16 protein-coding genes and 2 pseudogenes are annotated in these 21,432 nt (G+C 70.3%); 8 read left to right on the forward strand and 10 right to left on the reverse strand.

All coding sequences use genetic code 11. From position 1 onward, the window contains the following. Window positions 1-110: 110 nt before the first annotated feature. The 3 genes from ABT342_RS18690 to ABT342_RS18700 form a co-directional block, all read right to left on the reverse strand. A complete protein-coding gene (locus ABT342_RS18690) occupies window positions 111-1,577 on the reverse strand; it encodes a tetratricopeptide repeat protein (protein ID WP_351574521.1) in 1,467 nt (488 codons plus the stop codon). Between the two features lie 117 nt (window positions 1,578-1,694). Then, complete coding sequence (locus tag ABT342_RS18695) at window positions 1,695-2,303, reverse strand: hypothetical protein (protein WP_351574524.1); 609 nt, start codon at window positions 2,301-2,303, stop codon at window positions 1,695-1,697. Between the two features lie 140 nt (window positions 2,304-2,443). Next, window positions 2,444-3,772, reverse strand: a complete 1,329-nt coding sequence (locus ABT342_RS18700) for an MFS transporter (protein WP_502965572.1) — start codon at window positions 3,770-3,772, stop codon at window positions 2,444-2,446. A gap of 247 nt (window positions 3,773-4,019) precedes the next feature. Between ABT342_RS18700 and ABT342_RS18705 the strand changes: the two genes are divergently transcribed. From ABT342_RS18705 to ABT342_RS18715, 3 genes are all read left to right on the forward strand, one after another. Next, window positions 4,020-6,470 carry a SpoIIE family protein phosphatase gene (locus ABT342_RS18705; RefSeq protein ID WP_351574530.1) on the forward strand — a complete coding sequence of 817 codons (2,451 nt, stop codon included), beginning with the start codon at window positions 4,020-4,022 and terminating at the stop codon, window positions 6,468-6,470. Between the two features lie 114 nt (window positions 6,471-6,584). Further along, window positions 6,585-7,229: a DNA alkylation repair protein gene (locus ABT342_RS18710; RefSeq protein ID WP_351574622.1), complete on the forward strand. Its 645-nt coding sequence runs from the start codon at window positions 6,585-6,587 to the stop codon at window positions 7,227-7,229. Next, window positions 7,222-7,611 carry a hypothetical protein gene (locus tag ABT342_RS18715; protein WP_351574533.1) on the forward strand — a complete coding sequence of 130 codons (390 nt, stop codon included), beginning with the start codon at window positions 7,222-7,224 and terminating at the stop codon, window positions 7,609-7,611. The genes ABT342_RS18710 and ABT342_RS18715 overlap by 8 nt, the downstream gene beginning before the upstream one ends. Here the strand turns inward: ABT342_RS18715 and ABT342_RS18720 are convergent. Beyond that, on the reverse strand, window positions 7,565-10,114 hold the full coding sequence (locus tag ABT342_RS18720) for a SpoIIE family protein phosphatase (RefSeq protein WP_351574536.1): 2,550 nt from the start codon (window positions 10,112-10,114) through the stop codon (window positions 7,565-7,567). The two genes, ABT342_RS18715 and ABT342_RS18720, sit on opposite strands and share 47 nt — an antisense overlap. Window positions 10,115-10,266: 152 nt before the next feature. Here ABT342_RS18720 and ABT342_RS18725 point away from each other — a divergent pair, with 152 nt between their 5' ends. Beyond that, on the forward strand, window positions 10,267-11,046 hold the full coding sequence (locus tag ABT342_RS18725; RefSeq protein WP_351574539.1) for a phosphotransferase: 780 nt from the start codon (window positions 10,267-10,269) through the stop codon (window positions 11,044-11,046). A gap of 28 nt (window positions 11,047-11,074) precedes the next feature. Here the strand turns inward: ABT342_RS18725 and ABT342_RS18730 are convergent, their stop codons facing one another. Then, window positions 11,075-12,664: a hypothetical protein gene (locus ABT342_RS18730; protein WP_351574542.1), complete on the reverse strand. Its 1,590-nt coding sequence runs from the start codon at window positions 12,662-12,664 to the stop codon at window positions 11,075-11,077. 155 nt (window positions 12,665-12,819) lie between these two features. Between ABT342_RS18730 and ABT342_RS18735 the strand changes: the two genes are divergently transcribed. After that, window positions 12,820-13,617 (forward strand): TetR/AcrR family transcriptional regulator, encoded by a 798-nt coding sequence (locus tag ABT342_RS18735; RefSeq protein WP_351574545.1) that lies wholly within the window; start codon window positions 12,820-12,822, stop codon window positions 13,615-13,617. A gap of 78 nt (window positions 13,618-13,695) precedes the next feature. Here the strand turns inward: ABT342_RS18735 and ABT342_RS18740 are convergent. The 3 genes and pseudogenes from ABT342_RS18740 to ABT342_RS18750 all read right to left on the reverse strand — a co-directional run. Further along, a pseudogene (locus ABT342_RS18740) lies at window positions 13,696-14,061 on the reverse strand (alpha/beta fold hydrolase); the annotation flags it as partial. Between the two features lie 44 nt (window positions 14,062-14,105). Continuing rightward, window positions 14,106-15,029, reverse strand: coding sequence for a VOC family protein (locus tag ABT342_RS18745; RefSeq protein ID WP_351574548.1), 924 nt, complete (start codon window positions 15,027-15,029; stop codon window positions 14,106-14,108). Between the two features lie 479 nt (window positions 15,030-15,508). Further along, window positions 15,509-16,252, reverse strand: coding sequence for a VOC family protein (locus ABT342_RS18750; RefSeq protein ID WP_351574551.1), 744 nt, complete (start codon window positions 16,250-16,252; stop codon window positions 15,509-15,511). A 374-nt stretch (window positions 16,253-16,626) separates the two neighbouring features. On the opposite strand from ABT342_RS18750, the gene ABT342_RS18755 reads away from it, so the two are divergent. Further along, the gene (locus ABT342_RS18755) at window positions 16,627-17,883 is read left to right on the forward strand and encodes an MFS transporter (RefSeq protein WP_351574554.1); all 1,257 of its coding nucleotides are present in this window, start codon (window positions 16,627-16,629) and stop codon (window positions 17,881-17,883) included. A gap of 115 nt (window positions 17,884-17,998) precedes the next feature. Further along, window positions 17,999-19,104, forward strand: a pseudogene (locus ABT342_RS18760) (DUF4037 domain-containing protein). 213 nt (window positions 19,105-19,317) lie between these two features. Here the strand turns inward: ABT342_RS18760 and ABT342_RS18765 are convergent. Together ABT342_RS18765 and ABT342_RS18770 are read right to left on the reverse strand one after the other, a co-directional pair. Continuing rightward, window positions 19,318-19,746, reverse strand: a complete 429-nt coding sequence (locus ABT342_RS18765) for an ester cyclase (protein WP_351574556.1) — start codon at window positions 19,744-19,746, stop codon at window positions 19,318-19,320. A 176-nt stretch (window positions 19,747-19,922) separates the two neighbouring features. After that, window positions 19,923-20,492: a DinB family protein gene (locus ABT342_RS18770; RefSeq protein ID WP_351574558.1), complete on the reverse strand. Its 570-nt coding sequence runs from the start codon at window positions 20,490-20,492 to the stop codon at window positions 19,923-19,925. Between the two features lie 101 nt (window positions 20,493-20,593). Between ABT342_RS18770 and ABT342_RS18775 the strand changes: the two genes are divergently transcribed. Next, on the forward strand, window positions 20,594-21,286 hold the full coding sequence (locus tag ABT342_RS18775; RefSeq protein WP_351574560.1) for an RDD family protein: 693 nt from the start codon (window positions 20,594-20,596) through the stop codon (window positions 21,284-21,286). Window positions 21,287-21,432: the final 146 nt, after the last annotated feature.

Here is a 21,432-nt window from a genome sequence, read left to right on the forward strand (position 1 = left end):
CGCCGGGCCGGCGCCGGTAGGTATCCCTCAACCGCGTGCGCCGGGCAGGTCAGGCTGCCCGGCGCACGCGTGCGCGTACCTGACGTGGCCCCGGGCGATCAGCCGGAGTATCAGGCGCCGGGCGGGCGAAGCCCGGCCATCGCCCATCGCGCCCGCGTCGACAGGTGGCTGAGCGCCTTCGCCGACTCCTTGCCGATGGTGTCCAGCAGGAGCCTGCCGTGCGCCATCGTCGCACGCGCGAGTTCCGTGTCACCGGCCTGGACCGCGGCGAGCGTCAGCTCCAGATGCTGTTCCGTGATCAGTCGGCCGAGCCCTCGGCGTGACCACTGGGAAACGGTTTCGTCCGTAGGGGAGCCATCGAAGCCGACCGCCGTCCGTGCCCGCTCCAGTGCCCGCCCCGCCGCCGCGAGGTCACCCTTGAGGCGCTCCAGGCGGGCGAGGGCGTACGCCGCCGAGGCCCGGTCCCATGCCGTGTCCTGAAGCGACAGCAGGTTGAACTGGGCGCGGGCCGCCTGTGCGTGGTCGCCGATGCGCTCCAGCGCGCGGCTCAGTTCCCGGAGCCGGTCCGGGTCCGGGCCCGTGTCGTCCAGGATGCGGATGAGCGCGACCCGGGCGTGCTCGACACGACCCTGCCGGCGGGCCAGTTCGATCCAGGTGAACTCGCTCTCCGCGGCCACGTCCCGCCCGTGCCGCTTCGCCTCCTCGTTGCGGGCCCAATCCACGGCTCCGGCGGTGTCGGTGACCGCCCCGCTCGTGGCCGACCGCAGGAGCGGAACGTCCCCGTCCTGCCCGTGCAGCGCCACCAGCACCGCTGCCAGCCGCTGCTCCTCGAACCACTCGGTCCGTACGGCGTTCTCGTGCTCCAGCATGTACCGCAGCAGCGGCAGGTCGTCGTCACGGCGGTCGTACTGCGCCGCGCGCAGCACCCCCGCCCGCAGCACGGGATCCGCGGCGACCTCCTCCCGCGCGCCGAGGTCGCCGCGGCGCATCCGCTCCAGCGCGTCCCGCCCCGGGCCGAGGACGACGTCGCGCAGGGGCTGCCGGAACGACTCGCCGAGGTGGTATGCGCGGAGCTCCAGGGAGTTGAGCAGGACGTAGTCGGGCTCGGTGCGCCTGGTCGCCGACTCCGACATGGCGACAAGCTCGGTGAGCGGCCGGTCGGGCAAGCCCAGACCGCTGATCAGCGCCGCTCGCCGCGCGTCCAGGTCGGGGGCGAACTCCTCCCTCGCTTCGTCGTCCCCCTCACGTAGCACGGCGAGCAATTCCTCCTCGTCCAGCTCGGCGGAGACGTTCTCGCACCACCAGGGCAGCCGGACGAGGATCTCGAGCGCCTCGCCCACACTGTCGGCGAGCAGCGATGCGTATCCCTCGGAAGACGCGCGGAGCACGGCCGTTCCCCCGCACAGGAAGTACGTGCCGCCGGTGTCGTCGCCGGCGATCGGCTCCAGCGACGCACCGGACGCCAGGTGCACCTCCTCGACGTGGTAAGCCCGGCCCACATCGAAGTTGAAGGGAAACGCGGCCAGTTCCGCCAGATCCGGGCGGGCGCGCAAGAGTTCCAGTACGCGGTCGGTCATACGACCGAACCCTAACGAGGCTCGACCAGGAACATCCGGCGAGGGTCGCACGCCGGGCCGACCGCGGTGCGCCCCAGCCGGGCCGCATCCACCGCGCCCGGTGCCCGGCCTCCTCGCTCAGCCGCGGTAGAGCTTGTTCACCGCGGTGCGCGTGGACTTCTTGAAGGCGTCCACCGGGGCGTCCGCGAAGGTGCCCATGCGCCCCCAGTGCACGACGGTGACCGTCCGCCCGTCCCGGCCCACCGCGAAGAGGTGGACGTCGTTGCCGGTCCACGCGTGCGTGGTGCGCACACCCTGGACGCTCGCGCCGTCCTCGGTGACGACACGGCCGAAGTCGCGCCACTCGGCCTTGATGTCCGGGTCCTGCTGCTGGGCCCGCTCCGCGCAGCCCTTGACCGCCGTGCCGAACAGCGCGGCCAGCGAGCTCGCCGCCGTCTCGTCGCGCTCGACCACCGTGACCTGAACGGCGTTGGTGTCGACGTCGGTCCAGAACGCGCGGTGTCGTGACGTGGCACCCGGCAGCGCCTCACCGACGCAGAACGGCAGTGGGTCGGGCGTACCGGCGGTCACCGGTCCGGAATGCCAGGCGGTGCCCGCCTGCGGTGGCAGCTCGCGGGCGTCGAGGAAGGCGGGCCCGCCCGCCGCCACGGCCGGCGGAACCGCCGTGGGGACGACCGCTGCCGCGGCAGCCGCGAGGCCGGTGAGGAGAGAGGCACGACGACGCATGAAAGTTCCCCGTTCATAGGAGCCACGACGGCTTCGCCGGCATGCGCCCGTGGCACGCCGTCCCGCCCGCAGGACCAACGTTCCCACGGCTGCGCCACAACGCAAGAACACTCCGTTACGTGCCTCGCGAGAACGCTCGTTCACGAAGCCAGTGGTTCTCCCTTTGTCTCTCGTGTGAGCAGGACGACCGCGGTCCCCACCAGCGACAGCGCGACGGTGTACCCGAGGAAGGCGTCGCCGTGGCCGTTCGTGGACAGCCATGTCTGCAGGTAAGGAGCGGTGCCGCCGCAGAGGGCCACCACCAGCGAGTAGGACAGTCCCATGCCCGAGGCGCGGATGCCCGTGGGGAAGAGTTCGGCGAGCCATGCCGGCAGGATCGATGCCGCCGGGGCGATGACGACGCACGCGAGGGACATGGACAGCATCAACTGCCACGTCTCGCCCTGGATCATGCGGTTGAGCGGGAAGGACAGGACTGCTGCCCCGACGCTGGAGACCAGGAGGACCGGGCGCCGTCCGATCCTGTCCGACAGGGCCCCGGCGAGCGGCAGAACGGCGACCATGATGGAGAAGGCGACGACACCGGACCAGAACGCGCTGGATGGGGGTACGTGCTTCACGGCGATCGCGTACGCCGGAACCGCGACGACCCAGGTGTAGAAGAACACGGCGCCGCCGGCGATGTACCCGATGACGCGGAGGGCCGATGTCCGGTGCTGCCAGATGCCGTGGAGGAGTGACGCGCGCTCAGCGGTCCTTCGTTCGTTCTGAACCCGTTCGAACAGTGGTGATTCGGACAGCATGCGGCGCAGAAAGAGGATGACGATGCCGAGTGCGCCGCCGACCAGGAAGGGCACCCGCCAGCCCCAGTCGGCCATTTCCTGCCTGGTCAGCATGGTGGTCAGGGCGGCGCCGAGAAGTGCGGCGACCAGGGAGGCGAGGATGGCGGAGACGTAGACGGCACTCGACCACAGTCCCCGGCGGCCGACGGGGGCCACTTCGGCGACATAGGTGTAAGAGACGATGATCTCGCCCCCGTACGCGAGTCCTTGGAGCAGCCGGGCGAGCACCAGGACCACCGATGCGGTCAACCCCACGTCCGTGTACGTGGGGGCGATGCCGATGAGCAGACTGCCGCTGGAGATGAGGGCGACCGACAGCAGCATTGACAGCTTCCGGCCGTGACGGTCGGCGAACCAGCCGAACAGGATGCTGCCGAGGGGGCGCATCAAAAACGAAACGGCGAATACCCCGAGGGTTGCCAGCAGTGCCGAATTGCCGGGAGGGAAAAACTGGGCCGCGATGAATGGAGCGAAAAACGCGTAGATATTCCAGTCGTACCACTCGAGCGCGTTTCCTGTCCCGGCGCCGACGATCGCGCGCACCCGTTGCCGCCGCCCTGCGAGCGTATCCGTACCAGCGTGTTCCGGGCCGCCCCGTCCGGTGAGATCTCGCCCCATGGGCATCATTGTCCCTCTTCCCGCCGCAGCCGTCAGAGGCTGCCGAGGGCTCGACGGGCCGATCAGCACGACTCCCGGCGCCGCCTGCTGACCGGCGGGAGGCGTGGCCCGGCGATAGAATTGCGTTCCGGATCGACGGATTCACTGGAGTGAATAACGCTGTCCGGCTGTACAACGCCTTCCCGCTATGCGGCCGCGCGGAATTCCCTGGGGGTGGCACAGTCGAGTGCCGCGAGTCGCGGAGTGGATGTGACGCATGCACGACGCCATGTTCCACGGCGCCCTCCCCGAGTCGGGAGGTGAGGCATCCGCCACCATGGACGCACACGGTGTGCTGACGAGCTGGAGTCCAGGTGCCCAGCGCCTGCTCGGCTACGCCGCGGACGAGGTCTGTGGGCGGCCCGGAGCCGACCTGGTGTACACCCGTGCGGACGCTGCCCGGCTCATGGAGCGCTGCGAAGCGCGGGCGACGGCGCGGGGAACGGCACCGCAGGCGGCCTCTCTCGGGCAGACGGTCCTCCGCCACCGGGACGGTAGCCGGGTCGAGGTCGGGATGTGGGTCAGTCCCCTGGTGACCGCTGCCCGCGATTCGCATTGGCTGGTCCAGGTCGAGAGCGCCGATACCGTACGCCGGAAGAGTCTCGGCCGCGCGCTTCTGCGGGGTCTGTTCACCGAATCACCTTTCCATATCGATGTCTTCGACACCCATTTGCGCTTTGTCGCGCAGAACGCACGGCGCTTGAGGGATTTCCCGGATGAGGATTTCTTCGGGCGCACCATGCGAGAGGTGGCTCCGCCCGGAGTGCTGGACATGGCGGCTTTGGAGGACCGGCAGCGGCAGGTCCTGGCCACCGGTGTGGCGCTGGTCGCCACCGAGGTGCACGCCCGTACTCCCGAAGATCCGGACCGGCCCCTGGCCTTTTCGGAGACGATCGTTCCGCTGCGAAGCGATTCCGATGAGGTGATCGGACTCGCACACGCGGTGTTCGAGATAACTGATCGGGTCCGGGCGCGGCAGCGACTGGCTCTGGTCAACGACGCGAGCGCGACGATCGGTAGCAGGCTCGACGTCCTGTACACGGCGCAGGAACTGACCGATGTGGCCGTCCCGCTCTTCGCCGACCATGCCTACATCGATCTGCTGGACGCGGTGCTCGTGGGAGAGGAACCGGTCGTCGGTCCGCTCGCCGCGACTGTGCGGCTGCGCCGTGCCGCGACGTCGTCCGTCCCCGAGGGGCCAGGGGAGACGGTGGTCGCCTCGGGAGATGTCGACGCTTTCGCCTCCGGGGCGGGCTCGCCGTTCATCCGCGCGATGGCGACGGGCGAGCCCCTGCTCCTGACAGGCGAGGAGGTGATCGCCCGGCTCACGGTGGTCGACCCCCACCGGGCCGCGCTGGCCCGCGAACGCGGAGTCCACTCGTGGCTGCTGGTCCCGATGTTCGCACGGGGAGCCGCGGTCGGCGCGGTGGTCTTCGCACGCTTCAGGGGCACGCACGCGTTCGAGAGGGATGACGTACTGCTGGCCGGGGACCTCGTGGCACGGGCCGCCGTGTGCATCGACAACGCCAGGCGCTACACCCGGGAGCGGACGACGGCGCTGGCGTTGCAACGCAGTCTGCTGCCGCAGCGGATGCCGGTGCTCGGTGCCGTGGAGGCGGCTTCGCGCTATCTGCCGGCGAGCGGCCACACGGTGCTGGGGGGTGCCTGGTTCGACATGATCCCGCTGTCGGGCGCACGGGTGGCGCTGGTGGTGGGAGATGTCGCGGGGCACGGCCTGCACTCGGCCGTGACCATGGGACGGCTGCGCACCGCGGTGCGCACCCTCGCGGACCTCGATCTGGCACCCGAGGAACTGCTCACCCACCTGGACGACCAGGTGGCCCGCTTCCAGGACGGGCCCACGGACGAACCCGCCGGAGGCGCGGCCGGGACCCGTTGCGTGTACGCGGTGTTCGACCCCATCACCCGTCGCTGTGCCGTGGCCCGGGCGGGCCAGGCGCCACCCGCCAGGGTGTCGTCGGAGGGGCAGGTCGAGTTCCTCGACCTGCCCGGCGGCCCTCCCCTCGGCCACGGCGGTGCGCCCTTCGCCTGCGGTGAGGTGACCCTGAACGACGGCGAACTCCTGATCCTTTACACCGGCGGCCCGGCGGACGCGCGGGGTCCGGACACCGACACCCATGTGGCCTGGCTCCGCGCATCCCTGTCCGACCGCCGACTCACCACGTCCGCCCCGCTCGACGACATGTGCGACGCACTGATCCGGCATCTGCCGGAGCCCCGCGCGCAGGACGACGTGGCGCTGCTCGTGGCGCGGGTGCGGGCGCTGGATCCCCACCGATACGTCACCTGGGAGCTGCCGTCCGATCCGCAGATCGTGAGCGAAGCACGCAAGCTCGCCGACCGCCGGCTGGCCGAATGGGGACTGGAGGATCTGGACTTCACCACGGAACTGATCGTCAGTGAGCTGGTCACCAACGCCATCCGCTACGGGCGCCCACCGATCCGCTTGCGGTTGATCCTCAGCGGCAGCCTGATCTGCGAGGTTTCCGACGGCAGCAGCACCTCTCCGCACATCCGGCGCGCGCTGGAGACCGACGAAGGCGGCCGGGGCCTGTACATGGTCGCGCAGTTCGCCCAACTGTGGGGTACCCGCTACCACTCGCGCGGCAAGACGATCTGGGCCGAGCAGCCGGTCGGACCGCCGTGACCACGCGCGGCCCGGATCTGTGGCGTACGGCAGGAGGCCGGCATCCGCCGTAGGCTGAATCTCGCAGGTGAGGGACAGGAGGCTGAGGTGGCCGAGACGGCGTTGGCCGAGGTGATGGCCGAGCTGGCCGGGCTCGAGGACCCGAAGACACGCGCGGTGAACGAGAAGCACGGTGACGATCACGGTGTGAACCTCGGCAAGCTGCGCGCGGTCGCGAAACGGCTCAAGACGCAGCAGGAACTCGCGGTCCGGCTCTGGGAGACGGACGACACCGCGGCGAGACTGCTGGCGCTCCTGATCTGCCGCCCGAAGGCCTTCGAGCGTGACGAGTTGGACGCCATGGTGCGCGAGGCGCGCACCCCCAAGGTGCACGACTGGCTCGTCAACTACGTGGTGAAGAAGAACCCGCACTCCGAAGAGCTGCGCCTGGCCTGGTCCGCCGATCCGGATCCGGTGGTCGCGAGTGCCGGCTGGGCGCTGACCACCGAGCGCGTGGCGAAGAAGCCCGAGGGCCTTGACCTCGCAGGGCTGCTCGACGTCATCGAGGCGGAGATGAAGGACGCCCCGGATCGCCTGCAGTGGGCGATGAACCACTGCCTGGCCCAGATCGGGATCGAGCACGCCGAGTACCGCACCCGTGCCATCGACATCGGTGAGCGCCTGGAGGTGCTCAAGGACTACCCGACCTCGCCGGGCTGTACATCCCCGTTCGCGCCCGTCTGGATCACCGAGATGGTGCGCCGGAGGCACGATGGGTAGGGACGACGACGAGAAGACCGCTGCCGGAGTGCGGCTCGTGCAGGACCTGGTCGCTCAGGTGCCGGGGTTCGAGGACACGTACGAATGCCACGTCTTCAACGAGGACGGGGTGCTCTCGCACGTGTTCTTCTGGGACGTCGTGCAGGACACCGTGCGTTCGTATCTGGGGGAGGGGGATCCGGACGGTCCCGACTGGCGCCGGGTCCTCGCCTTCCTCGAGGAGGAGACGCGGCGTTGCGTGCCCGGGGCGATCGAGGTCATCGTGACGTCGTTCCTCTGCGACCTCCCCTACAAGAAGGAACCCGGGTACGGGATCGAGGCGCATCTCGGACCCGTCATGAAGGAGAGGTACCTGCGGCTCCGGCCCTGGTACGAGGCGTAGGCTCCGGGCGCTCCGGGGGAGCCGGAACCTCGTCATCGTCATCGTCACCGGAGCCGTACTCGATGAGCAGCAGGGCGATGTCGTCGGCCCGGTACGAGGAGCCCCGGGCGTTGTGCAGAAGCCGCTCGGCGAGTTCGTCCAGTGAGTCCGCGGGGGCGTGGGCCAGGGATGCGCGCAGGCGGTCGATCCCCACGTTGATGTCGGCGCCGCGTTCCTCGACCAGTCCGTCGGTGTAGAGGGCGAGGAGGGACCCCGGCGGGAGGTCGATCCGGGTCGCGGGATAGGCGCTCGCGCGATCCACACCGAGGACTGGGCCGACATCCAGCTCCAGGGCATTGGTCGTCATGTCGGGACGGCGGAGCAGGGGCGGGGGGTGGCCGGCGGTCACGGCCCAGGCGTGGTGGCCGTGGGGTTCGAGGTGGATGTAGCAGCAGCTGGCCAGCAGCCCGGGGTCGAGGTCGATGAGGGTTCGGTTGGTGCCCGCCATCACATCACCGGGCGTATGGCCCACCGCGGCGAAGGCCCGTACGGCGCTGCGCAACTGCGCCATGGTGGCCGCGGCGGCGATGCTGTGCCCCTCCACGTCTCCGATGACGAGAGAGACCCCGCTACCGGTGGGGAAGACGTCGTACCAGTCACCTCCGATGTCCATTCCGCTGGTGCCGGCCAGATAGCGCGCGACGGTGCGGATCCCCGGGACCACCGGCAGCCGGTGCGGCAGGAGCGCCTGCTGGAGCCCGCGCGCGAGGGCGAACTCCGAGTCGTAGAGCCGCGCCCGTTCCAGCGCCTGGGCGATCAGCCCGGCGAGTGCGGTGAGGACGCCGCGGTCCTTCTCCGTGAACCGGTGGATCTCGTCGAAGCCGAGGACGCACGTGCCGACAGGGTGGCTGGAGGCGATCAGCGGCAGATACGCCCAGGAGCTCACCTCGCCCGTGGGGATTCCCGGGTAGCCCTGGGAGAGGTCCTGCTGCGACTCGATGAAGAACGGGGCGCCGGAGGTCAGGGTCTCCGTACCGGGCAGGCGCGCGTGCAGCGGTGCGCCCTCCAGCCAGTCGAGGAAGTCTTCGTGGTGGCCGGTGTGGAAGAGAAGACGCATCGTTCCGTCGCGGACCACGTAGATCGCCAGCTGCTGGCCTCCGAAGGCCGGGAGGAGCTGGTCGGAGACGACTTCACAGACCTCGCGGGCGGTGACCGCCTCGGTCAGCGCGCTCCCCAGCTGCAGGACGTGGTACATGACACCCAGGCGCGCGGGTGTGGCAGCGGTCGCCGTCCCGGGCGAGGAGGCGGACGGTGTCGGGGCCGAGGGTGGATGACCCAGGGGCACGACCCGGCCGGTCACTCCGTCCGCTTTCGGATGGAGGGAGAACGCGAGCCACTGATCGGGCGGTCGGCAGGCCAGGAAGGAGAGCGGCGTCTGCGCGATCATCGCGGACCGGTGCCGGTGCTCGACCTCGGGATCGGACAGCCACGGCAGCACGTCCGCGAGGAACCGGCCCAGCAACTCGTCGCCGCGCACGCCCAGTAGTTGCAGGGCGCTGTGGTTGGCGTAGGTGACCCGCCCGTCAGGGGCGACGGAGAACACCCCGTCCCGCAGCCGTTCGACCGCGGCGACGGCCGCGCTGCCGGCCTGTGCGTCGACGACCGTGCCGACCAGGTGGGTGCGTTCCCGCGCGCCGTCGCCCTCCGGTACGCGGCCCCACACCTCGACCGTGCGGTATCCCCCGTGGCCGTCCCCGAGATCCCGTACGCGCACACGCCGCGCGTCGATCCGGCCCTCGGCGGCTGCCGCGCGGGCGGCCGCCCGAAGAGCGGCGCGGTCGCCGGGGTGCAGGCAGGAAACAAGCGTTTCGGCCCGTCCGTCGAAAGCACGGGGGTCGAGACCGAAGATCGCGCAGAACTCGTCGTCCACGGTGAAGGTGCCGGTGACGAGGTCCCAGTCGAACAGGCCGGCCCGCACGGCCGGCGGCGCGGGGGCCGGGGACTCGACGGGAGTCGTCTGCGCGTCGCACTCGACGGGATCGCCCGTGCGGGCGCGGAGGTCGGCGAGTGAGTCACCGAGCCGCCCGGCGACGCCCCGCACGCGGCGGCGCTGCGCCTTGGACAGCCCCTCGCCGCCGGGTGACGCGGCCCAGACGATCGCCAGCGCCCCGAAGGTCTCCTCACCTGTGCCCACCGGCACGGAGCAGGAGCCGAAGGCGTACGGCAACGCCACCGCGAGCTGCGGATACCGGCGCATCGTCTCGTCGGCGTCGGCCAGATGGACCGTGCGCCCGGAACTGTAGGCGACGGCGACCGGGAGGGGACTGCTCACCGGAACGAGATGCCAGCCACCGAGCAGAGAGGGCGGCACCCCGCACGTTGCGGCGAGCACGATCGACCGACGGTCGCGGGAGCGGAGAAAGACGCTCCCGGCGTACGCGCCGGTTCCTTCGACGGCCTCGGCGACGGCCGCAGCGAGCAGATCCTCACGCTCCGCCGTCCCGCCGCCGGATATTTCCCGCATGGTTCCAGTGTGCGCAGTTCGGCCCACCGGCCCCAAGGCGGCGACCCTGCGAGACGCATCGATCACAGAACGCTGATCCATGGGCCGGAGAACCTCAGGAATCCCCGAACCGACGGCTACCGAGAGTCACCGACACCCCTTAGGCTGACCCGGTGATCGAGGACGGTGCGACGGACAAGGGAAGCGTGACCACGGTGCGGCGGATCGGCGAGACGATCCGCAGGCCGGTCGGCGAGTGGACGCCCGCGGTGCACGCTTTGTTGACCCACCTGGAATCAGTGGGCTTCACGCGGGCTCCGCGGGTCCTCGGCACCGACGGCACCGATGAGGTGCTGTCGCTGCTGCACGGCGAACCCGCGTTCTCCCCTTGGCCGCCGGCACTGCGGTCGACCGCCGGAATCGGCGAACTGGGGTCCTGGCTGCGCGACTACCACGACGCTGTCCGGGACTTCCGGCCACCGGCCGACGCGCGATGGCAGGGCCAGGAGGACGAGTGGAGGCCCGGCATGGTCATTCGGCACGGCGACCTCGGCCCGTGGAACTCCATCTGGAACGGCGACCAGTTGGCCGGTTTCATCGACTGGGACTTCGCGGCGCCCGGCCATGCGCTCGACGACCTCGCCCAGCTCGCCTGGTACGCCGTGCCGCTGCGCCCCGTCGAACAGCAGCGGAGAGCGGCGATCGCCGGGCAGCACACCCTGCGGAGCCGCCTCGCCGCCCTCTGCGCCGCCTACGGGGCACGCCCGGCAGCGGTTCTCGACGCGCTGGACGCCGTCCAGTCCCGCGAGGCCGCCCGCATCGAACGGCTGGGGCGACGAGGCCAGGAGCCATGGGCGACGTTCCTCGCCCGCGGCGATGTGGCCGAGATGGCTGCCGAGCGATCCTGGCTCCGATCGGAACGCGCGCTGCTCCTCGGCGCTTCGGACGGCTGAGCGCGCGCCGCCGCGGTCGGCGCAGGCCCTACCGGGCCGTATCCCCTCGGTCCCGGACGCTGAGCAAGCCGCCGAAGGTGGAGACGTAGGCCGTTCCGTCGGGCGCGAGCGAGATGGGCGACCAGTTGTTGTTGAAGGCGTCCCCGGTACCTGTCGCAACGCGGTAGCGCGTCCTGCCGGTCTTCCAGTCCACCCCGGTCAGGTGCCAGGTGTCGGTGCCGTCCGCGCTGGGCTGCTTGGTGTAGAGGTAGAGCAGGCCATTGGCGCGGGACAGTTTCATCACGACGGTCGGCGAGCGCTCGTCGCTCTTCCACCGCACATGGCAGCCCGCACCGTTCTTGTCGATGTCGACGCGGGTCACTCCGCCGTCCACCGACCTGCCGCCCCGCACGCTCCTCGGCGACTCGTAGCCGTAGTTGTTCTCCACGGCCATCCCATCGCCCCAGGCGACGATGGAGTTCTCGGTGGCGCTGCGGCCGTCCCCGAAGACCGGCACCGAGCACACGAGCCGCTCACCGCCCGGGTCAGCGGCCCGGCGATAGACGTTGACGTGCATCCGCGGCTCGGCGTTGTCCGTGATCGCGACGTAGTCGTCACCGATCAGGGTGGGGGTGGTGCCGGTTCCCTGGTCGATCTGGCCTGGTTTGCGGCGCTCGCCGCGGTCGTAGCCCTGGCTCCACACGATCTGCGGAACACCCTGCCGGTTCGCCCGCATCTGGTACAGCCGTCGGTCGCCGGCGATCGAGACGCCGTCCGGTCCGGCGGCGAAGGAGTTCTGAATCCCCTCTCCGCCGAGGCGGATCGACTTCACGGCGCCGGTATCGGGGTTCACCGTCCCGACCCTCCCGCCTCTGGTGACCCACCAGATGAGGCCCTGCCAGTCCGGTTGCGCGGCGGTGACGGGGTCGCACTCGCCTTTAGGGGAGGGGTTCTTCGCGGTCGCGCAGTCGTTCGGCAGGTGACGGCTCAGATCCCAGTCGTCGACCTGCCGGAAGCGCCACCGTCCCGCGGCGTCCTCCTCCACGGCGATCCGCTGGAGGTGCTGCGCGGCGTCCGCGATCACCACGCGATCGCGGTGGTCGAGGTAGAAGTACGCCCCCGAGGTGTCGCCGAACATCACCGAGGGATCGCCGCTGGTGCGGGCCACGATGGTGGAGGGGCGTACCGGCAGGGGGTACAGGGCGAGGTCCTTCAGGGTGTCCGGGTCGATGACGCGCAGCGCCGGCCTGCTGGACGCCGCGCCGCAGTGCGCCACCGGTGTCCCGTCCTTGAGGAAGACCATGCCCGCGCACTGTGCGGGTTCACCCGGGGCGTCCGGGAGTGCCTTGCTCGCCCAGGTGACCTTCGGGTGCTTGTTCCGCGGCGCGGGGAACGGCGCTGTGTCGCTCGCGTAGCTGTCGGCGTGCATGGAGTTGCGGCCGGGGGCGGCCATGTAGGGGTGGGTTTCGAGACCGCCGCCGTCGACGGCCTGCGGTGTTGCGTGGGCCCCGGTGTCGGCCGGGGCACGGTCACATGCCGCGGCGGAAACCGCGAGGGCCAAGGCGGCCAGGGCGGCGCGCAGTCGGGGCCGCGTGCGGGGAATGCGGCGGCGGGGTGGGGGCGGGGCGCTGAGGGACACGTCGACACGTTCCTTCGTTCGGGGAGGTCGGTCGTTCGGGGAGGCCGGTCCGGGCGGAATGCGCCATCACAGGAGGCGGGCACGGGGGTGGGCGCCAACACCGAACCACACTTTAAGGCGGTCGCCTTAAACCGGTATAGCCGTACGGTTGGCTCATGTCCAGAGCACACGACACGCGAGAAGCCCTGCTGAGTACCGCACAGCGGATGTTCGCCGAACGAGGCATCGACGCTGTCTCGCTGCGTGAGATCGGTGCGGCGGCCGGCCAGCGCAACAAGACCGCCGCGCAGTACCACTTCGGCAGCAAGGACCAGTTGGTACGAGCGATCTTCGAACGCCACACCGAATGCGTGAACCGGCGCAGGCTGGAACTACTGGCCGCCCTGGACGCGGATGACTCCGGCCGGGATCTGCACCGCCTGGTCACGGCGCTGGTCCAGCCACTGGCCGAGAAGGCGGTCGAACCCGGCTCCTGTTACCTGCGCTTCATGGTGCAGGTCTCGCTGACCAAGTGGGTCCGCACACTGCCGCTGACCGATCAGCGACTGATGGAGAGCATGGAGTCCACCTTGGCCCGTATCGCCCAGCAGCTCGACCGGCTCCCGCCGTTCGTCCTGCGGGCCCGGCTGGGGATGGCCATGACGCTGGTCATCCGCACCCTCGCCGAGTACGAGGACTCCCGGGCGACGGACGCCGACGGGACGGGCGTCGGCGGTGCGGAAGCGGACCGTACGGACGCCGACGGGGCGGAGGGCGGGCGCCGTGCGGCACTCCTGACGGCCAACCTCATCGACGCGGTCGCCGGCATGCTCGTTTCCCCCGTCTCCGCCGCCACCGCCGCGCTGCTCGGCGAAAGTCCGGAGGATGCGGCGGAGGAAGAACAGCCGCAGGGCTGGGCCTGGCGACTTCCGTCGGCCGCCGGGGGCGAAGGCCACGGGTCCGCAGCGCGTTGACACGGGGCGGCGAGTACTGGGCGGGGGGGTGACGGGTTCGGTCGGCGCGGAGATGACGAGGGTGGGCACGTCGGTGCGGGGTGGGATCCGCGTTCCGTCGGGGAGCGTGTACGGGGTGGTGCTGAGTGCGCCGGTGCCGAACAGGGTGGCGCTGAGCAGCCGGTCCGGATGATCTGCGATGAGGAGTTGGACGAGCATCCCTCCCAGCGGCATGCCGACGACGTGGGCCCGTTGGACGCCGAGGCCGTCCAGCACGGCGACGGCGTCCTCCGCCGGTTCGGTGAGTGCACACCAGGTGGAGCGGCCGGTGTCACGGTGGTCGTAGCGGATGACGCGATGTCCGCCACGTCCACAAGGCGTTCCATGATGCGATCCCTCTCGTCCGAGGCCGAGCAAGACGAGACGTTCTGGATCGAATCTTGCTTCGGCCTCCTGGTGCGACAGCGAACGAGCCGGCTGCCGCACCGGGCGCCGATGTGGGGCCCCTCTCACGCCTCCCGGAAGATCAGAGCCGCACCGAGGGCCGCTTCGGCCGGAACGAAGGGCTCCCCTCGGCCGGTTTCGCGCGCGGGCAGCCCGTTCTCCGCGAGCAGCGCACGCACCCGGGCGATGTCGGGGACGGTGACGGTGCAGGCGACGAGCGCCGGGAGCACGGGCGGAGCCTCACCCGGCAGCAGATCCGCGAGTTCGGCCCTGGTCATGAGGGTGACTGGCCCCTCGGCGGAGACCGGTCGGCCCAGATACCGCTCGTACCGCTCGCGAAACAGGGGGAGTTGTCCGTCAGGCACGCACAGCACCGCCTCCACGAGGTCCTGGGCGCCGTTGGGGTGGTCGAGGTGACGGGTGTGCTGGAATTCCGGGTCCACGTCGGCGACGACGCCGACCCGGCCTTCCGGCGCTCCGTTGATCTCCAGGTAGCGGACGGGTTCCGTGCGTACGCCCTCGGGAGTCTCGACGGGCCGCCCGACAGTGTTCACCCCGCCGTGGCCTACGCCGGCAGCGGTGAGCCGGTCCGCCGTGCCGTCCACGTCCGGCGAGGAGAACATCAGGATGTGCAGCCCTTCGAACCGATCGCGCCATCCGCCGAGTTGGGCGCTGGTCGCCTCGATCCGCGACAGGAGCACGGGCAGCTTCTCCGGCGGCGCCTGGAGCGGAACGATCCGGGTGTCGGGTGGGAGGCCCGCCGTGTGCCCGGGCTTCACCGGCGTCACCAACTCGACGAAGTTCCGGGAGAGGTCGGCATGGGTGTTCGCTGCCCCGAAGGGCTCCGGCGCGGCGCCCTCGCGGGGTGCCAGCGCCGGCACACTGGGCGGCGGAACGTGAAATCCTAACCGTCGGTAGAGCGCTATGGCCTGTGCCATGTCACTGACGACGTGGCCGACGTGATGCAAGTGTGTGATGTCGCGAGGCATGAACTGATCGTAGATCCACACCCAGGAAGCCCGCGGTCGTCCTCGGCCGACGGCGGGCGGTCGGCGGCACGTCAGGGACAGCCGATGTCCGTGGCTCCCCCGAAGAGGCCCGACGCCATCGCGACCCTCAACGTCCCGACGCTGGTGCCGTTCCGGCGGACCTCGTAGGTCGCCAGAGCGCGTCCGCCCCCCTGACTAGTGCTGTCACCAGTAGGGTTGGCCGCGCCGACGGCGGAGACAGGGCCACCCGTGCACGCTTCCGCAGTTGCCGCGCAACACATACTCGTCGCAGCCGTCAGTGTGACTGAGAGCCTCAGTCGGTGAGTTGAGTGTCGTGGGCGGCGAGCGAGCTGATCTCGCCCCCTTACGCGCACACTCTCGCCGCCCGAACCGATCGGGACGCCGCAGCCCGGCCCACCCGGGGTCATGGCGCAGGAGTACACAAGGCTCATGTGCCGGGGTGCCGTCCAGGCTCCGCGTCAGGACCGGCGGGCGAGGATGCAGAACTCGTGGCCCTCCGGGTCTGCCAGGCACTTCCACGGGACGTCGCCCTGGCCGAGGTCGAGGTCGGTGGCGCCAAGGGCCCGCAGCCGGGTCGCCTCCGCCTCCTGATCGTCATCGGGGTAGCGCAGCAGGTCGAGATGGACGCGGTCCGGCACGGTCTTCCCGCCGGGCGTGCGGAGGAACTCGAGGTACGGGCCGACACCCTTGGCGGAGCGCATCACCGCGTGATCGTCGGTCACCTCGTGCAGGGTCCAGTCGATCGCCTCACCCCAGAACCGGGCCATGGCCCGCGGATCCTCGCAGTCGACCACCACCGCGGCGATCGGCCCGGTGTCCCGGTAGATCTCCCGGGGCTCCAGCACACAGAACTCGTTGCCCTCCGGGTCGGCGAGGACCGTCCACGGCACGTCGCCCTGGCCCACGTGGGCGGGCGTCGCACCGAGAGCCTTCAGACGCGCGACCAGCTCCGCCTGATGGGCCACAGAGGTGGTGGCGAGATCGAGATGCACACGGTTCTTCGTCGCCGTCTTGGGTTCCGGGACGGCGACGACGTCGACGCGTACGCCGACCGGGTCCCGCCAATCGAAGCCGACACGTCCGAGGTTGGTCTCGCCGGATTCCGCACTGGAAACACTCCAGCCGAGCGCCTCCGCCCAGAACCGGCCGACCACCGAGTCATCAAGAGCCTTTATGTTCACCAGAACAGGTCGCAGCGCCATGCCGGCGATCCTATCCACGCTGCCACGACAACCGCAGGTACCGTCGCCAAGGCCGGCCTCGGTGAACGACAAGACGAGTACCCGCTTCCTGATCACGGTCTCCCCCGAGCCGTAGCCCGAGCGGAAACGCGCTCACCGACACAGCCCACTGGATCAACTGGGAACAGCCCCACGTGGAGTTCTGCCCGCGATGGGCAAGACGAACCGATGGCCGGCCACCCGGCACCGGGCATGATGCGGTGACTGGTCGCACAGGGGAGCAGTGCGAACGCTGCTCCGTCGTTGTCCGAAGCCCTGCACCGTGACGCCGCGGCTCTGCGGTGGCGCCAGTAGCGTCACGTACGACTGTGCAAGCCCGTCCCGGGGGAGATGCAATGCCGGACCCGACGCACGACCACGCCCGTTGGCGCACGTTCCGACGCTTGTGGCTGGCGACCGCGACGTCGAACCTCGCCAACGGCATGCTGCTGTCCGCCACACCGCTGGTCGCTCTGACGGTCACACGTGATCCGGTGGCCATCACTGCCATCACCGCCTTCCAGTACCTGCCCTGGCTGCTCCTGTCGATACCGCTGGGGACGCTGGCCGACCGCGTCGACCGCGTCCTGCTGCTACGCATAGCCAGTCTCTTCCGCGCCGTCGCCGTCGCCCTCCTGGCGCTGGCCCTGTCCACCGGGCACGTCCACATCGCCATGCTCTACGGCCTGGCCTTCCTGTTCGGCCTGGCGGAGACCCTGTACGACAACACCTCCTCGGCGCTCGTGCCCAGCATCGTCGCCGACCATCAGCTCGAACGCGCCAACGGCAGGCTGCAGGCCACCTACACCGTGGCCAACAGCTTCGTCGGCCCGCCCCTGGGAGGCGGCCTGTTCGCGCTCGCGGTCGCTGCTCCGTTCGCCCTCGGCGCGGCAGGCTACGGCGTCGCCGTACTGCTTCTGGCCCTGCTTCCCCTCGCCCGCCGCAAGCAAGCCCACGACCCGTCGACGGCACGGCTCGTCGACGACATCAAGGAAGGTATCCGGGGCTTCAGCGGATCCCCCCTGCTCGTCAGCCTGTGCGTGCTGTTCGGTGTCGGAAACCTGGCCAGCTCCGCCACCTACAGTCTCCTTTCCCTCACGGTGATCGAGCGCCTCGACGCGAACGCTTCGACGTTCGGCCTCGTACTCGCCGGCGGTGCGGTGGGAGCCTTCCTCGGCGGTGTGTACGGTGATCGCGTCGGCCGTCTCACGCCGCCCGGCACGACGTTGCTGTGGACAAGCGTCGTCTCCGGCCTCGCGACCGCCGCGCTCGGCCTGGTCCATCACGTCGCGGCCCTCAGCGCCCTGATGGCATTGGACGGGTTCGTCGTCATGACGCAATCGGTCATTGCCGTCAGCCTGCGGGCGCGGCTCATCCCCGACCACATGCTGGGCCGAGTCACCGCCATATTCCGTACGCTGTCGACCGGGGCCTCGGCCGTCGGCGCGATCGCAGGCGGCCTGCTGGCCCGCGAGTTCGGTCTCTCCTGGCCGTTCGTCATCGCAGGCGCGGTCGTGGTGGCCCTCGGGCCGATTCTGTTCCACTGGCTGAGCAACGACCGCATCGCGTCGACGGCGCCCATCAAGAACCGGGCGACCGGAGAGATGGTGTGATGCGCGAGGCCCTCCCCACCACCGCTCGGCCCCGGGCGAACGGCATACGCTCGCCGTTCTCCTCCACGAGGTAAACCGATGGCCTCGGGACGGGAAGGTCCGCCACAGTTGGGCCATGACGATCCCTCCCGCCGACTTCATGCCGGGCATCGAGCTGTCCAAGGTCTTCTACGAGGAGGCTGTGCGGCCGATCCTTCGGGATGCCTTTCCCGGGCTGCCGTACGCGGCTGCCCGGGTCGGCAGCGGCTCCGAAGTGCTGGGCTTCGACACCCCGCGATCGGCGGATCACGAGTGGGGCCGCGGCTGGAGATCTTCCTGACAGCCGAGGACCGCACCCGGCATGCCGCGGAGATCCGTCGCATCCTGGCCGAGTCGCTGCCGAAGCAGGTGCGGGGCTGGCCCACCCACTTCCAGGAAAGTGGCGATCCGCTCGATCCCGTCGGCCGCATGCAGTTGACCGAGGGACCGGTCAACCACCGAGTGGACGTACATGACATGGCCGGATGGCTGACCGAGCGACTCGGACCGTCCGCGGACGCTACGCGGTGGACTGCCCGTCAATGGCTGGCCGTGCCGCAGCAGAGACTCGCCGAGACCACCGGTGGCGCGGTGTTCCGCGATGAGCTCGGCGCCCTCACCGATGTCCGGCGCCGACTGGAGTGGTATCCGGAGCAGGTGTGGCGGTACCTGCTGGCATGCCAGTGGCAGCGCGTATCGCAGGAGGAGGCGTTCGTGGGCCGTTGCGCGGAGGTCGGGGACGACATCGGTTCGGCCGTCGTCGCCGCCCGGCTGGTGCGGGACCTGATGCGCCTGTGCCTGCTGCTGGAACGCCGCTACGTCCCCTACGGCAAGTGGCTCGGCAGTGCCTTCGGCCGGCTGCCGGTGGCCAGGACGCTCACCCCGGTGCTACGCGGCGCGATGGCGGCGACGGACTACGCGAGCCGGGAATCTCACCTGTGCGACGCCTACGAGGCCGTCGCGTCGCTGCAGAACGCGTCCGGGCTGATCAAGCCAGTGGACCCGAAGTGCCGGCCCTACCACTCACGCCCCTTCCTGGTCCTGCGCGCCGAACGCTTCACCCAGGCGCTCGTGCGAACCGTCACGGACCCGGATCTTCGATCTTTGCCGCTGGTGGGCAGCGTGGACCAGTGGGCGGACAGCACCGACCTGCTCCAGCGGCCCGGCGCCGCTCTTCAGGCCGCGATGCGCGTGGTCGGATGAGCCACGACCGCCCAGGGCAGTGTCGCCACCCCGAATCGCCACGGCGCCAGACCTCGCAGGCCTGGGCCCTGCCCGCAGGTCTGGGACGTCACCCACGACGGCGCCGTCCACGTCTGCCCACCGTCCCAGGCCTGGCTCATGTTCCGCCGCAACGGACGCGTCCAAAGACCCCAGGGTGGTCTTCCCGCGGCCGCCGGCCTTCGGGAGTCGGGGTCAGCGGTCGGCTGGTGTGGGTGAGATCTGCCGCATGAGGCTGATCATGTCCGGAGCGACCCACTCCTCGGCGATCCTGTCGCCCTCGATCCGGTAGATCTCGATGCTCCGGAAACTGACCGGCCGGCCCGTCGCCGCGACCCCTTGGAAGGCTCCCCGGTGCGTTCCGTGCAAGTGGACCCGCACCGCCACCTTGTCGTCGACGCCGAACATGTCCTCGACGTCGATCTGCAGGTCGGGGAACCCGTCCAGCATGGACTGAGCCCCCAGCCTCCAGATCTCCCGACCGTGCAACGGGTCGGGCGCCCCCGGGAGGTTGGCGATGAAGTCCTCCGCCAGCATCTCGACGCCCGCGTCGAGATCGCCGCTCTCCAGCGTCTCGTACGCCGTGCGCAGCAGGGCCAGGTTCTTCTCAAGGGTGGTGGCCATCTCGGTGTCCTCTCCAGATCGCTCCGATCCGCGTGAGTCCCATGAGAAACCCTGCCGCCACGTCAAGGTCAAGAAGGGGCGGGCACCAGACTCCCGTTGGCCCCCTCAGCAGGCCGTCGGCCGGTCCACTGCCCGCACCACTCGGTCGACGGGGGCGGGTGTGGAGTCCGGCCCCGTCACTGGCCCACCCTTCCGTCGACGCACTCGCGCAGCAGGTCGGCGTGCCCGCAGTGACGGGCGTACTCCTCGATCCTGTGCACCATCAGCTCCCGGATCGAGGTGTTGTCCTTCCCCACGCGCTCGCCCAGATCCGGGTGTTCGGCCAGCGCGGCGTCGGTCGCCGCCTGCTCACGCTCCAGATCGGAGTACGCGGCGTCGACCATGGCCTGATCGGCGACGGCTTCCTCGAAGTCCGCGTCACGCCGGTCGTACAGCTTCGGCAGGGGGTCACCGTCGCTGATCCAATTACGCCAGTCCCGTTCCACCTCGGCGAGGTGCCGGACCAGGCCCAGCAGCGACATCGTCGACGGTGGAACCGACCGACGGGCCAGCTGCTCCGCGTCCAGGCCCTCGCACTTCATCCGCAGGGTCATGCGGTAGCCCGTCAGGAAGTCCTGCAGTGTCGCGAGCTCGCCGTCCGGACTGGCACCGTCCTTGCCGCGGGGGTCGTCGTCCGGGTCGGCCCACATGTCGGGGTAGACAGTTGCCTGGGTCCATCGTGCGGGTTGATCACTCATGCGCTGCATAATGATCCATGACGGCCCAAGTCCGCTACAGAAATCCTCGTCGAGCCAGGGTGGAGCCGGCATCGGCGCAGCTGAGGCGGCCGATGCGGCATCATCCAAGCATGAACACGTCACGGGGGAACCAGTCGTACCCGTCCTACAGCCGGCCGCCGCAGCAGTATCCGCCTCAGGCACCTCAGGCGCCTCAGCCATACGCGCCGCAGCCACAGGCGCCGTACGGCCAGGGAGGGTACGGAGGGCCGTACGCCCAGCAGGCGCCTGCGGGGGCGTATCCGCAGCAGGCCCCGTACGGAACGCAGCCCCCGCCGTACGGACATCCGATCACCGCGCACGGGCAGGCGCGGGCACGGGTTCCGCGGCCCGCCGGGGAGGGGCGACGCCTCCTCGCCGTCACGGTCGACCTGTGCACCGTGGTCTGCGTGCCCTACCTGGTCATGCGCGGTGAGGAAGGCCGCCCGCTGACCGCGCTCGCCTTCCTGCTCGGCCTGTCGTTCGTCAACCAGGTGCTGCTGACCTATCTGTTCCGGGCCAGCATCGGCAAACTGGTCACGGGGATCCGGGTGATCCGTGCCGCCGACGGCGGGCGGCCCGGGTTCTGGCGGACGGTGTACCGGTGGCTGTCGGGGCTGTGCTGGCTGCCGCTCCAGCCGTACTACTGGCTGCGGGCGTTCTTCCGCGGCGTGGGCGGCGGCGGGCCCGCCCGCGGCACGGTGGCCGACAACGACGACGGCGAGCTCTACCACGGCGACCTGGCCGGGCTCCGGTACGCCCGCCGCAAGGATCTGGCCGGCTGAACCCGTCCGCCTCACAACCGGGTCGGGCACCGCATTGGCGTCGGCGTGGTCCTGACCGGACGCGGCTGGGCATGCGCTGGTACTGCGGAGGCACAGGCAGCCCACCGGGCCGCGCGAGTGTCAGCGCCCGCGAGGTGCAGCGGTTC

It is taken from the genome of Streptomyces sp. NPDC000410 (assembly GCF_040300305.1).
In the GTDB taxonomy this organism is placed as follows: Bacteria; Actinomycetota; Actinomycetes; order Streptomycetales; family Streptomycetaceae; genus Streptomyces.